The 13747-nt window shown below is 45.2% G+C and carries 15 protein-coding genes; 10 read left to right on the top strand and 5 right to left on the bottom strand.

Annotated features, from left to right (window positions below; translation table 11 throughout):
- Window positions 1–12: 12 nt before the first annotated feature.
- From rsxA to osmB, 9 genes are all read left to right on the top strand, one after another.
- A complete protein-coding gene (rsxA, locus tag GKR61_RS04475; protein ID WP_036952315.1) occupies window positions 13–594 on the top strand; it encodes an electron transport complex subunit RsxA in 582 nt (193 codons plus the stop codon).
- Entirely contained in the window at window positions 594–1196 is a 603-nt protein-coding gene (gene rsxB / locus GKR61_RS04480; protein WP_036952312.1) for an electron transport complex subunit RsxB, read from the top strand. The genes rsxA and rsxB overlap by 1 nt, the downstream gene beginning before the upstream one ends.
- A complete protein-coding gene (rsxC, locus tag GKR61_RS04485) occupies window positions 1189–3570 on the top strand; it encodes an electron transport complex subunit RsxC (protein WP_154599235.1) in 2382 nt (793 codons plus the stop codon). Before rsxB ends, rsxC begins: the two co-directional genes overlap by 8 nt.
- Before the next feature lie 11 nt (window positions 3571–3581).
- Entirely contained in the window at window positions 3582–4661 is a 1080-nt protein-coding gene (rsxD, locus tag GKR61_RS04490) for an electron transport complex subunit RsxD (RefSeq protein WP_154599234.1), read from the top strand.
- Window positions 4662–4670: 9 nt separating this feature from the next.
- On the top strand, window positions 4671–5300 hold the full coding sequence (gene rsxG, locus GKR61_RS04495) for an electron transport complex subunit RsxG (protein WP_036956566.1): 630 nt from the start codon (window positions 4671–4673) through the stop codon (window positions 5298–5300).
- Window positions 5300–6016, top strand: coding sequence for an electron transport complex subunit E (locus GKR61_RS04500; RefSeq protein WP_154599233.1), 717 nt, complete (start codon window positions 5300–5302; stop codon window positions 6014–6016). The genes rsxG and GKR61_RS04500 overlap by 1 nt, the downstream gene beginning before the upstream one ends.
- 19 nt (window positions 6017–6035) lie before the next feature.
- On the top strand, window positions 6036–6677 hold the full coding sequence (gene nth / locus GKR61_RS04505; RefSeq protein WP_036956562.1) for an endonuclease III: 642 nt from the start codon (window positions 6036–6038) through the stop codon (window positions 6675–6677).
- A gap of 121 nt (window positions 6678–6798) precedes the next feature.
- Entirely contained in the window at window positions 6799–8742 is a 1944-nt protein-coding gene (locus GKR61_RS04510; protein WP_154599232.1) for an exoribonuclease II, read from the top strand.
- Window positions 8743–8971: 229 nt separating this feature from the next.
- On the top strand, window positions 8972–9178 hold the full coding sequence (gene osmB / locus GKR61_RS04515; RefSeq protein ID WP_006659769.1) for an osmotically-inducible lipoprotein OsmB: 207 nt from the start codon (window positions 8972–8974) through the stop codon (window positions 9176–9178).
- A gap of 81 nt (window positions 9179–9259) precedes the next feature.
- Here the strand turns inward: osmB and yciH are convergent, their stop codons facing one another.
- The 5 genes from yciH to GKR61_RS04540 form a co-directional block, all read right to left on the bottom strand.
- Entirely contained in the window at window positions 9260–9586 is a 327-nt protein-coding gene (gene yciH, locus GKR61_RS04520; protein ID WP_036956560.1) for a stress response translation initiation inhibitor YciH, read from the bottom strand.
- Entirely contained in the window at window positions 9583–10320 is a 738-nt protein-coding gene (gene pyrF / locus GKR61_RS04525) for an orotidine-5'-phosphate decarboxylase (RefSeq protein WP_036956559.1), read from the bottom strand. The genes yciH and pyrF overlap by 4 nt, the downstream gene beginning before the upstream one ends.
- A 45-nt stretch (window positions 10321–10365) precedes the next feature.
- Window positions 10366–11538: a lipopolysaccharide assembly protein LapB gene (lapB, locus tag GKR61_RS04530; protein WP_036956558.1), complete on the bottom strand. Its 1173-nt coding sequence runs from the start codon at window positions 11536–11538 to the stop codon at window positions 10366–10368.
- A 6-nt stretch (window positions 11539–11544) separates the two neighbouring features.
- A complete protein-coding gene (locus tag GKR61_RS04535; RefSeq protein ID WP_336426603.1) occupies window positions 11545–11862 on the bottom strand; it encodes a LapA family protein in 318 nt (105 codons plus the stop codon).
- 154 nt (window positions 11863–12016) lie between these two features.
- A complete protein-coding gene (locus GKR61_RS04540; protein WP_108478093.1) occupies window positions 12017–12727 on the bottom strand; it encodes a phosphatase PAP2 family protein in 711 nt (236 codons plus the stop codon).
- A gap of 229 nt (window positions 12728–12956) precedes the next feature.
- On the opposite strand from GKR61_RS04540, the gene ribA reads away from it, so the two are divergent.
- The gene (gene ribA, locus GKR61_RS04545) at window positions 12957–13553 is read left to right on the top strand and encodes a GTP cyclohydrolase II (RefSeq protein WP_036956569.1); all 597 of its coding nucleotides are present in this window, start codon (window positions 12957–12959) and stop codon (window positions 13551–13553) included.
- Window positions 13554–13747: the final 194 nt, after the last annotated feature.

The following is a 13747-nucleotide window of genomic DNA, read 5'->3' on the forward strand; positions in this document are numbered from 1 at the left end:
TCAGGCTATGACATGACCGACTATCTTCTACTTTTTATTGGGACAGTGTTAGTCAACAACTTTGTCCTCGTTAAATTCTTGGGATTATGCCCATTTATGGGTGTATCAAAAAAACTAGAAACTGCCATTGGGATGGGGTTTGCGACAACGTTTGTTATGACTCTCGCCTCTATTTCTTCGTGGCTAATCGATACGTTAATCTTAATCCCACTGGATCTAGTCTATCTGCGCACACTGAGCTTTATCCTTGTGATTGCTGTCGTGGTGCAATTTACCGAAATGGTTGTGAGAAAAACCAGCCCAACGTTATACCGCTTATTGGGGATCTTTTTACCGCTGATCACCACTAACTGCGCGGTTCTTGGGGTGGCCTTATTAAATATCAACCAATCCCATAATTTCTTGCAATCTGCGGTCTATGGCTTTAGCGCCGCCGTCGGATTCTCTTTTGTGATGGTACTTTTCGCGGCTATTCGCGAGCGTTTGGCTGTCGCAAATGTCCCAGCACCTTTTAAAGGTTCGTCAATTGGCCTGATCACGGCAGGGTTAATGTCCCTCGCATTTATGGGCTTTAGTGGTTTGGTGAAATTCTAATGATGTCTTTGTGGATTGCGATTGGCATATTAGCCGTTTTCGGGCTGATCTTTGGTCTGATCTTAGGTTATGCCTCATTACGTTTTAAAGTTGAAGAAGACCCTATTGTTGAAAAACTGGATGCGATTTTACCGCAAAGCCAGTGTGGTCAATGCAGTTATCCGGGGTGCCGCCCCTATGCAGAAGCCGTCGCCAATAACGGTGAGATGATTAACAAATGCGCCCCTGGTGGCGAGCAAGTGATGCTCAAAATAGCCGAGTTAATGAACGTAGATCCTCAGCCGATTGATGGCGATGAAGAGGCACAAAATCCCGTTCGTAAAGTGGCGGTCATCGATGAAGAAAACTGTATTGGTTGCACCAAATGTATTCAAGCTTGCCCTGTGGATGCCATTGTGGGCGCCACTCGCGCTATGCATACCGTGATTGAAGATTTGTGTACAGGCTGTGACCTGTGTGTAGCCCCTTGCCCTACGGATTGTATTGAAATGGTACCGGTTAAAACCACAACCGCTAACTGGAAATGGGATTTAAACACCATTCCTGTTAAAAACATTACGGATGTACCTCTTTCTTCAGTTAAAGAGGGTTCCCATGCTTAATTTATTTAAGTGGTTGAAAAAAGATAATGTTTGGGACTTCGATGGTGGCATTCACCCGCCAGAGATGAAACTGCAATCCAGCCAAACGCCTATGCGAGTGGCTTCCGTCCCTGACGAATTGATTATTCCGCTACAACAGCATTTAGGACCTGAGGGTGAACTGATTGTTAAGGTTGGTGACACCGTCCTTAAAGGGCAGCCGCTTACCAAAGGCTCCGGTCGTACCGTACCTGTCCACGCCTCAACATCAGGAACCATTGTTGCCATTGAGCCAATGGTGACTGCGCACCCTTCAGGGTTAAAAGAGCTGTGTGTCAAAATTAAATCGGATGGTTTAGATACTTGGGCACCTTTGCAGCCCGAGCCTAATTTCCAACAACTTTCACGTGCCGATTTACTCAATAAGATTGAACAAGCGGGTATCGCCGGTCTTGGTGGTGCAGGCTTCCCGACAGCATCCAAGCTAGCGGGCGGTAAAGATGCCATTAAAACATTGATTATCAATGCTGCTGAGTGCGAGCCATACATCACCGCAGATGACCGCTTAATGCAAGAACATGCCCAAGAAGTCATTGAAGGTTGCCGCGTTTTACAACATTTACTCAATCCAGACCAAGTACTTATTGGTATTGAAGATAATAAACCCGAAGCTATCAAGGCATTAAAACGTGCGCTGACGCCTATAGATTCACAGATTTTTGTACGCGTGATCCCAACCAAATACCCATCAGGTGGCGCGAAACAGCTCACAAAAATCTTAACCGGAAAGGAAGTCCCTTCTGGCGCACGTTCTTCCCAAATTGGCGTGTTAATGCAGAACGTCGGTACCGCTGTTGCCATTAAACGCGCGGTGATTGATGGTCAACCACTGATTGAACGTGTCGTAACAGTGACAGGCGAAGCGATTAAACAGCCTGGTAACTTCTGGGCGCGTTTAGGCACTCCCGTTAAGCATCTGCTTCAACAATCTGGTTTTGAACCTGAAAGTGAACAAATGGTGATTATGGGAGGCCCATTAATGGGCTTTACGCTGCCGGATCTGAATGTGCCAGTGGTGAAAATCTGTAACTGTTTATTGGTTCCTACCCAAGAAGAAATGGGTGAAAAGCCAGTCGAAGAAGCCTGCATTCGTTGCGGTTTATGTGTTGATGCCTGCCCTGCGGGATTACTGCCCCAGCAATTATATTGGTTCAGTAAAGGCAACGAACACGAAAAAGCGCAAAAGCATAATCTGTTTGACTGCATTGAGTGTGGCGCTTGCGCTTATGTTTGCCCAAGTAATATTCCGTTGGTGCAATATTATCGCCAAGAAAAAGCTGAAATTCGCGAGATAGACCAAGAGGAACGTCGTTCCGCAGAAGCAAAACTGCGCTTTGAAGCCAAACAACAGCGAATGGAACGCGAAAAACTTGCCCGTGAAGAGCGCCATAAAAAAGCGGCTGTTCAAGTGGATACTGCGGATAAAGATGCAGTTAATGCGGCGCTGGCTCGTGTTAAAGCGAAGAAAGCCTCAACCTCTGAACCAATAAAAATTATTTCGGGCGAATTGCCGGATAATAGTGCCGTTATTGCAGCAAGAGAAGCGCGTAAAGCCCAAGCTCGAGCTAAGCAAGCGCAAAAAGTCGCGGAACAAACTCAATCTGATAACTTAGTTATTGCAGACGGCGCTGAGGGTGATGACCCACGCAAAGCTGCCGTCGCTGCCGCAATTGCTCGTGCAAAAGCGAAAAAAGCGGCTGCGCAACAGACTTCAGAGCCCGTTGTTGAAGCTTCAGCTGAAGCCGCTGAGGAAGTCGACCCACGCAAAGCTGCCGTCGCTGCCGCAATTGCTCGTGCAAAAGCGAAAAAAGCGGCTGCGCAACAGACTTCAGAGCCCGTTGTTGAAGCTTCAGCTGAAGCCGCTGAGGAAGTCGATCCGCGTAAAGCTGCCGTCGCTGCTGCCATCGCTCGTGCAAAAGCCAAAAAAGCGGCTGCGCAACAGACTTCAGAGCCTGTTGTTGAAGCGCCAGTTGAAGCCGTAGAGGAAGTCGATCCGCGCAAAGCTGCCGTTGCTGCCGCGATTGCTCGTGCAAAAGCCAAAAAAGCGGCTGCACAACAGACTTCAGAGCCTATTGTTGAAGCTTCAGCTGAAGCAGCTGAGGAAGTCGATCCGCGCAAAGCTGCCGTTGCTGCTGCCATTGCTCGAGCGAAAGCGAAAAAAGCGGCTGTACAACAGACTTCAGAGCCTGTTGTTGAAGCACCGGTTGAAGCCACTGAGGAAGTCGACCCGCGCAAAGCTGCCGTTGTCGCTGCGATTGCCCGAGTTAAGGCAAAGAAAGCCGCTGCTCAGCGATCTACAGAACCTCAATCAAACGAACAAACCACCACAGAGTAAGTGATAAACAGATGAAATTTAGACCGCTTGATAGCAAAGCACGCCGTTTAAAAATTGCTAGCGCCCCATTTACTCATGATAACCAAAGCACCAGCCAGGTCATGTTTTGGGTTCTGCTTGCCGCTATCCCCGGCATTGCAGTGCAAACCTATTTTTTTGGTGTTGGAACCTTATACCAAATCGCCATTGCGATGGTCACCGCCGCAGTAACGGAAGCCATATCCATCCGCTTACGCCAGCAGCCAGTGTTACCTGTTTTGAAAGATAATTCCGCGATTGTTACCGCGTTATTACTCGGTGTGAGCTTACCGCCATTATCACCTTGGTGGCTGATTGTATTGGGCACTGTATTTGCCATTATTATTGCTAAGCAATGCTACGGCGGCTTGGGGCAAAATCCATTTAACCCTGCGATGGTCGGTTATGTGGTATTGCTGATTTCATTCCCAGTGCAAATGACCAACTGGTTGCCGCCTCAAGAATTGCAACAGCTGCATATTTCAGGCTTTGATAGCTTGATGGTGATCTTTAGTGGGCATACCTCGACGGGAATAACGTTGGATCAATTACGTACCGGCATTGATGGTATGAGCCAAGCGACTCCGTTAGATAGCTTTAAAACGGGCTTACTCACCCATTCTATTTCCGATGTACTACAGCAACCAATCCTGCAAGGCTCTTTAGCCGGTATCGGTTGGCAGTGGGTGAACCTTGCCTATCTGGCAGGCGGATTAATTATGCTAAGCCGTCGCATTATTAGCTGGCATATTCCCGTGGCATTTATTGGAACACTCACCCTGCTCGCTGTGGTTAGTTGGTTAATTGATGATAGCCGCTACTCCCCGCCATTAATTCAATTATTGTCAGGGGCAACTATGTTGGGTGCATTCTTTATTGCGACTGACCCAGTTACTGCTTCAACTACACCAAAAGGACGGATTATTTTTGGTGTATTAATTGGCTTTTTAGTATGGGTGATCCGCGTTTACGGTGGGTATCCTGATGCCATCGCCTTTGCTGTCTTACTTGCCAATATCACCGTACCGTTAATCGACCACTATACGCAGCCTCGCGCGTATGGACATAAGTAAGGAGCCAGCATGTTAAATACAATGCGCCGTCATGGCACAATCTTGGCTCTGTTCGCGGCGGGTACAACTGCACTGAGCGCCGCTGTATATACGCTAACGAAAGATATCATTGCGGAACAAGCCGCTATCGTGCAGAAGAAATTACTCGACCAAGTAGTGCCTGAATCCTTATATGACAATGAGCTCGCCAAAGAGTGCTATCTAGTCACCAATGAAGCTATACTGGGAAATAAACTCCCTCGACATCTGTATATTGCCCGTAAGGATGGTCAGCCTGTTGCTGCGGCTTTAGAAAGCACGGCTCCCGATGGATATTCCGGTGCGATCCACTTGTTAGTTGGTGCAGATTTTAAAGGCAATGTTTTGGGTGTACGCGTCACAGAACACCATGAAACACCAGGGCTTGGGGATAAAATTGAAACCCGCATTTCTGATTGGATCACCCATTTTACGGGCAAAAAGTTAGAGTCTGCGCAAGACCCTCATTGGGCAGTGAAAAAAGATGGTGGTGATTTTGATCAATTTACAGGCGCCACAATCACGCCTCGTGCAGTTGTCAATGCCACAAAACGTACCGCGGCATTTATCCAAACGGTACCTGAAGAATTAGCGAATTACCCAATTTGTGGGGATGAATAATGAGTAGCGAAACTAAAGAATTATTTGCACAAGGGTTATGGAAGAATAACTCTGCATTAGTACAACTACTGGGTTTATGCCCATTATTAGCTGTATCATCAACAGCGACTAACGCATTAGGTTTGGGGCTAGCAACAACCCTCGTTCTCGTCTGCACTAACGTAGCAGTATCCGCATTTCGTCGCTGGGTTCCTGCTGAAATCCGTATTCCTATTTATGTGATGATTATCGCCTCCGTGGTGAGCGCCGTACAAATGCTGATCAACGCGTATGCGTTTGGTTTGTATGAATCGCTGGGGATCTTTATTCCGCTGATTGTCACAAACTGTATCGTCATTGGACGCGCTGAAGCTTATGCTTCTCGCAACACAGTGCCTTTATCTGCCGTCGATGGTCTGGCGATGGGATTAGGAGCAACAGCCGCACTGTTTGTACTGGGTGCTATACGTGAAATTCTTGGTAACGGCACCTTGTTCGATGGCGCTGATCTACTGCTAGGTTCATGGGCAAAATCGTTACGGATAGAAGTCTTACACCTTGACTCACCCTTTTTACTCGCTATGCTGCCACCGGGCGCGTTTATTGGCTTAGCCTTAATGCTAGCTGGTAAATACCTTATTGATGAAAAAATGAAAAAGCGCGCGGCGCTAAAATCAGGTCAACAACCTGCTCGTGAATACCAAAAAGAACAAGGTTGTGGCACTCATATTTCTTAAATTTGAAGCTTTGTGAGCAATGAATAAAACTAAACGAATCGAAATTCTCACTCGCCTGCGCGATAACAATCCTCATCCGACAACGGAGCTAGAATTTAGCTCCCCTTTTGAATTACTGATTTCAGTGCTGCTGTCTGCGCAAGCCACCGATGTCAGCGTCAACAAAGCGACGGCAAAACTTTATCCTGTCGCCAATACGCCAGAGCAAATGGTCGCTCTCGGCGTTGATGGCATCAAAGAGTATATTAAAACCATTGGGTTATTTAATACCAAAGCCGAAAGCGTCTATAAAACCTGCCAGATCCTGATTGAAAAACATCATAGCCAAGTCCCTGAAAACCGCGAGGCATTAGAAGCTTTGCCAGGTGTTGGACGTAAAACGGCAAACGTTGTCCTCAATACCGCCTTTGGCTGGCCAACCATTGCCGTTGATACCCATATCTTCCGCGTGTGTAATCGCACCAAGTTTGCTCCCGGCAAAGATGTTGTGGAAGTCGAGGAAAAACTATTAAAAGTGGTTCCTGCTGAATTTAAAGTCGACTGCCACCACTGGTTTATTCTCCATGGTCGTTATACCTGTATCGCCCGCAAACCTCGCTGCGGATCTTGCATCATTGAAGATCTTTGCGAGTTTAAAGATAAAATTTACCCTGAAAATTAATCAACTTAGCCCAAGATGCGAATTTCCATACAGTTATAAAGTCATTCGCATTTTTTTCTTGCTCTAAGACTTTGTCTTACGCAACAATAGAGCCAAACTCAACATCAAATAAACGGTAAGTATGTTTCAAGACAACCCATTATTAGCGCAACTCAAACAAACGTTGCATGCCAAAACACCTCGCGTCGAAGGTCTGGTAAAAAGCACTGAAAAAGGCTTTGGCTTTTTAGAAGTCGATGGACAAAAAAGCTATTTCATTCCACCGCCGCAAATGAAAAAAGTGATGCACGGAGATAGAATTTCTGCCGCTGTTCATACGGATAAAGACCGTGAATTTGCCGAGCCTGAAGAGCTTATCGAGCCATTCCTTAACCGTTTTGTTGGTAAAATTCAGAAGAAAGATAACGACAATCGCCTGTTCGTTATTCCTGATCACCCACTGCTAAAAGATGCTATCTCCTGTCGCCCAATCAATGGTATCACTCATGAATTTAAGCAAGGTGACTGGGTTGTCGCAGAAATGCGTCGCCATCCATTAAAAGGCGACAAAGGTTTCTACGCGGAAATTACAGAATATATTACCTTCGGTGATGACCATTTCGCACCGTGGTGGGTAACGTTACGCCGTCACCAATTAGATCGCGCTGAGCCTGCAATGGTGGAAAGTGAGCGTGATGATGAAGGCTTAGAACGTGTTGATTTAACTGACCTTCACTTTGTCACCATCGACAGTGCAAGCACTGAAGATATGGATGATGCGCTGTATATCGAAAAAACCGCTGAAGGCAACCTGAAACTGTATATCGCGATTGCCGACCCAACCAGTTATATCAAAGAAGGTAGTGAGTTGGATAAACTGGCATTAGCCCGTTCATTCACTAACTACCTACCAGGCTTCAACATTCCAATGTTGCCTCGCCAACTGTCTGATGATTTATGTTCACTGCGTCCTAATGCTCGTCGCCCTGCTCTGGTTTGCGTTACGCAGATCCTGCAAGACGGTGCCATTGATAGCAATATTGAGTTTTTCAGTGCGTGGGTTGAATCGAAAACTAAGTTAGTTTATGACGAAGTTTCTGATTGGTTAGAAGAAGCTGGTTCTTGGAAACCACAGTCTGACGCTGATACTCAGCAAATCCTGCTATTAAAAGAGATGGCTGATAAGCGCTTACAGTGGCGCCATAATAATGCCTTAGTCTTCAAAGATAGACCGGATTACCGTTTTGTTTTAGACGAAAATGGCAACGTGGTGGATATCGTCTCAGAAAGCCGTCGTACTGCAAATCGCATTGTTGAAGAAGCGATGATCACCGCTAACTTATGTGCGGCTAACGTGCTGAAAAACAAATTAGGTTTCGGTGTATTTAACGTCCATATGGGCTTTGAACCTCTGCAAATCGAACAAGTGGTTCAGACCTTGAAAGATAATGGCATCGAAGCAAAAGGCGAAGAGCTATTAACCCTTGAAGGTTTCCGTCAATTACGTCGCCTCTTGGATTCACAGCCGACTCAATTCTTAGATAGTCGTATTCGTCGCTTCCAAACTTTTGCGGAAGTGAAAGCGGATCCGGGTCCTCACTTTGGTCTAGGCTTTGACGCGTATGCCACATGGACATCGCCAATTCGTAAATACACCGATATCGTCAACCACCGTTTGCTGAAATCGATTATTGCGGGCGCTCCAACACCCGAAAAACCAAGCGAAGAGTTATCCCTTAAGCTGGCAGAACGCCGCCGTGCTAACCGTATGGCTGAGCGCGATGTGGGTGATTGGTTATATTCCCGCTATCTGAAACCGTTTGAGGGCACTGATACTAAGTTCCCTGCGGAAATTATCGATATTACTCGCGGTGGTGTGCGTGTACGTTTAGTGGATAACGGCGCCGTTGCCTTTATTCCTGCACCATTCCTGCACAGTGTTCGTGATGAAATTCAGTGCAGCCAAGAGACTGGCAGTGTGTTGATCAAAGGCGAAAAAGCCTATCAATTAAACGATATTATTGATGTCAATATCGCCGAAGTGCGTATGGAAACCCGTAATATCGTGGCTCGCCCAGCCGCGTAGTCATTCTCCATTTCGTATCAAAAAGGCCATCACCTTAAGTGATGGCCTTTTTTCGTTTGGTCAAAATACATTCAATATGAATAGGTTAGCATTTAATGTTAAACATCCGACACTTCTTGACATTTCTTTCTGATTATTCCGATCCGCCTATCCTTTTTTCATGATATTTTATTTTGGCTATATGCTGATACGTAATTATCATTATAAAAAATAAGTTGGAGTAAACATCATGAAACGCATCCTCTCTTTTGTCATTATCGCAACGGTGGCACTGGGTCTCAGTGCTTGTTCAAATATGTCAAAACAGAATAAAAACACAGCGATTGGAGCGACTGTCGGTGCTGTTGGAGGCGCAATATTAACGGATGGAAGCGCACTGGGCACAGTAGGCGGCGCGGCTATCGGCGGGATTATTGGACATCAAGTGAAGAAGTAAATTTAACACACACTTTAATGACAAATGGGGGAATAATTTCCCCCATTTTTATTAGGATGGTTATTTTTTAAATATTGCTAATCAACCACCGGCCAATTTAACTTGGTAGCCTTTAGCTTCAAGTAATTGTTTCAGCAAGTCACGCTTATCACCTTGGATTTCGATATCACCATCTTTTACTGCACCGCCGCAACCGCATTTTTTCTTCAATTCAGCGGCCAGCTTTGTCAATTCCGCATCATCCAGATCTAAGCCCGTCACAACGCAAACCCCCTTGCCTTTACGACCGGATGTTTCACGGCGAATACGCACGATACCATCGCCTTTTGGACGCTCGGCTTTCGGTTTTTCTTCCTCAATGCGTCCTATATCTGTGCTATAGACGAGACGGCTGTTAGCGTCACTCATGCGATATCCTTAATGGATTGGTTAATTTGTTGTAGGGTCAGCGCTGGGTCTTCACTACGGGTGATCGGACGCCCAATTACCATATAATCGACACCTACTTCAATCGCTTGTTGTGGGGTCATAATACGACGCTGGTCACCCACTTCGCTGCCTACAGGACGAATACCTGGCGTGACTAACTTGAATTCTTGCCCGCATACTGCTTTTAGCGCTTTTGCTTCGTGTGCTGAGCACACGACACCATCAAGACCACACTGCTTAGTTAACAGCGCTAAACGCTCAGCATGCTCTGCCGGCGTTAAATTAATACCAACACCCGCTAAATCCGATGCATCCATACTGGTTAATACGGTCACAGCCGTTAATAAAGGAGCATCTTTACCGTAACTTTCAAGAGCTTGGCGTGCCGCCTCCATCATTCGTGCGCCGCCGCTAGCGTGAACATTCACCATCCAAACGCCCATTTCTGCCGCTGCGGAAACTGCACGAGCAACCGTATTCGGAATATCATGGAATTTAAGATCCAGAAAAACATCAAAACCACGGTCATGGAGTGACTTAACAAATTGAGGACCATTAAATGTGAACATTTCTTTGCCCACTTTCAAGCGACAGTCGCGCGGGTCAATCCTATCAACAAATGCGAGTGCGGCATCTGCAGTTTCATAGTCTAGAGCCACAATGATAGGCGAGTCAGTGTTTACGCGAACGAGGTTCTCAGTTGAGGAGATCATTTCATAGCCTTTATTGAGTATTGTCAGAAATTAAAAGTGACGCTGTCACTGACCATCCAGCCCGCGAATTGGCTTGATGGTGTCCCAAGAGCGACAAGATGGACAGTGCCAATAGAGCGAACGGGAGGTAAAACCACATTTGTGGCAACGGTAATCCGGTTTAGTACGAATTTGCTCACCCACCATTTTACGCAGCAAAATCAAGCTCTCTTTGGCTCGACCTTCTTCCGCTTCCGCCAGATGGTAATCCATCAAACGGTAGAATAAGCGCATGGTTGGATGACGTTGAATTTGGTCATTGATATAGCTAGCAGCCGCTTCATGATTCTGCTTTTCAACAATAATATCGGCGAGATAAAGCTCGGCAATTGCCCCTGTATTTCCATCAACACATTGACGCAAATAGGTTTCCCAGCCTTCCGCCAGCCCAGTGTGTCGATAGCATTCGTACAGCATTGGCAGCGTTTCAGAAACCAGTTCTCTATCTTGATGATAAACCTGCACTAAGGAAGAAATCGCTTTATCATAATTGCCTTGCTCGATAAAAATACGCCCTTTCATAATCGAAACGCGTGCGCAGTTTTTGTCAGCTTGCTCGCCTTTATTTAATAGGCTTAAGGCTTCGTCGATATCATCACTCGCCAATTCTTGAGTCGCCAACTCACAGTAGAAATGGGCGATTTGTTCCCGTAACTCTTCAGAGCCTAATTTCACCAGCTTGGTTGCCGTTTCAATCGCTTTACCCCAGTCACTGGTTAACTGATAAATCGATAACAAAGATTGCAGCGCACTCTGTTTAAAATCCACTTCATCGGTTAATTGCTGGAACATGTTTTCGGCACGGTCATACACACCCGCGGCCATATAATCACGACCAAGCTGTTGAGTGGCTAATAAACGTTGTTCAAAAGAAAGCGCGGCACTTTCCACCAGCGACTGGTGAATACGAATCGCGCGTTCAACTTCGCCACGAGAACGGAATAAGTTACCGAGAGTTAAGTGAGCTTCAAAGGCGGAGCTATCTTCCGTTTTGAGCATTTCGAGGAATAAATCAACGGCTTTATCTTGTTGATTAGATAATAGGAAGTTCACGCCTGTCACGTAGTCACGGGACAAGCGATTTGCATGCTGCTGCTTATCTTGCTGAGCACTTCTGCGCCCCATGTACCAGCCATATGCAGCGGCAACAGGTAGCAACAGAAAAAGCAACTCGAACATTGAGGATTATTCCTTGTTCTGAGCTGTCACTAATTCGGTTGAGTCAGAAATAGTTTTCTCTCCAGCACCTAATTGTGATTCTAAACGTCTAATTTTACGACGTGCATTCTTAAGGCTAACAATGGTACGCAAATAGAACACCGCACACACCAGCCACCCCAGCATAAAACCGACACCAAACAAGGTTGCAAGTAAGGAAGATAAAGAAAAATCCCCTTTTGCAATCAGGTAGTTAAATGTAATAACCTGATCATTGCTTGAACCTAGCGTAATCGACACAATAAAAACGGCGACCGCTAGTAATAAAATCAGAAAATATTTCACATTTTTTCCCGTTATCAGTTCTTATCGTTCCAAAACATATCTCTGATAAGGTAGCATTTTCAGCGCATTCAGACAAAGTAAATTATTCGCCTGCCAAGAGTATTCGCTCTAAAAACCGCCCTTTTTCATCATGATAATCCGATTAGCGTTAAATTCATTTCTCTAAGAATCGAGATTGATATATCCAGTAACCTAACAACGCGAAAAGCGCACTCATCAACGTGGAGGCAATAATATCAAGGGGCCAATGCATTCCTAGTAGCATACGGCTTAATCCGATGCCCTGCGCCCAGCATAATATGATGATTCCCAATGCATATTGACGTTGTTGCCAAAACAGCGCAATTAATAGCAATGCCCATCCCGCAGCAAAAAACATATGACCTGAAGGAAATGAGTAGCCCGTTTCTGCCTGCCAATGTTTACGCTGCCATTTAGGAATAAGCGTATTCGACTTCACGGTATTTTTAATTAAATCCGCTCGCGCCCCACGTTTTAAATCATAAAATTCCTGATGGGGAATTTGATAGGTTTTCTCCAGCCACACCACATAGGGACGCGGTTCTTGGAAGGTGCTTTTCATTAAGGATTTCACCCCTTGCGCACCGAGAATACATAATGCGATAACCACCAGCAACTTTAGCCATTGATTCCGCTTATGACGAAAGACGATTAACGTTAAAAGAGTTAAAAATACAAACGTCACATAGCTATAAGGTAATCCCGCGCTATCCGTCAACCAAAGTAGCCATTTCATCGATGGCTGATGCTCAGGAGTCCACTGCCAGCCTGTGGCTATCATAACTATCGGCGGTAACAGCAAAAAAATGACACTTATTGCGATAAGGTAGGCACTCTTTCTCATCTAGAATATTCCTTACGTTTTAATTATTTCCTAATTAACAAATTTTACATAGCCTGCAAATATCTCTGTTATAGTAGTATAGCGTCGGCTGTGTGCAAAGAATACCGGACTCTATATGCAAACGTCATATAGCATCGATATATTTAACTTTAGTGACCATATTACTTTAGTACCATATCGATTTACGTGTTTAATTCAGCAAGAGTTACTTTAACTAATGAAAGAAAATATGCAGCTAAAACGTATTGCCGAAGCCAAACTACCTACCCCTTTCGGTGAATTCCTAATGGTAGGGTTTGAAGAAATCGCAACAGGTCGTGACCACGTCGCGCTGATTTTTGGTGATATTACAGGCGCAACGCCAGTACTCAGTCGAATTCATTCCGAATGCTTAACTGGCGATGCATTATTTAGTTTACGTTGTGACTGTGGTTTTCAATTAGAAGCTGCGCTCAAGCAAATTAGTGAAGAAGGCCGAGGGGTACTGCTGTATCACCGCCAAGAAGGTCGTAATATTGGGTTACTGAACAAAATCCGTGCTTATGCATTGCAAGACCAAGGATTAGATACCGTTGAAGCTAACCTAAAATTAGGATTTAAAGCCGACGAACGTGATTTTACCCTGTGTTCTGATATGTATAAATTATTAGGTATTAATGAAGTTCGCTTACTGACTAATAACCCGAAAAAAATTGATATTATGCGTGAAGCGGGTATCAACGTCGTTGAACGTGTGCCATTAATTGTTGGACGAAATCCTAGCAATGAACATTATTTAGATGTGAAAGCACAAAAAATGGGTCATATGTTATTTAAGCACCAATAATTATCCTTCTCAATCAGGAAGAGTGTCCCTTGCTCTTCCTATTATTCTTGCCTTAATTCCCATTTTCATCATAACAATCGAATCCATAACATTTGACGAGTGCTATATTCACATTCTTTTTATAAGGTTTATACTGTTCGCAACTTAATACCATTCATAATTAAATACATCGGAAAATAAGAGTGGAACATTCC

It is taken from the genome of Providencia sp. wls1916 (assembly GCF_009706585.1).
Lineage (GTDB): Bacteria > Pseudomonadota > Gammaproteobacteria > Enterobacterales > Enterobacteriaceae > Providencia > Providencia lanzhouensis.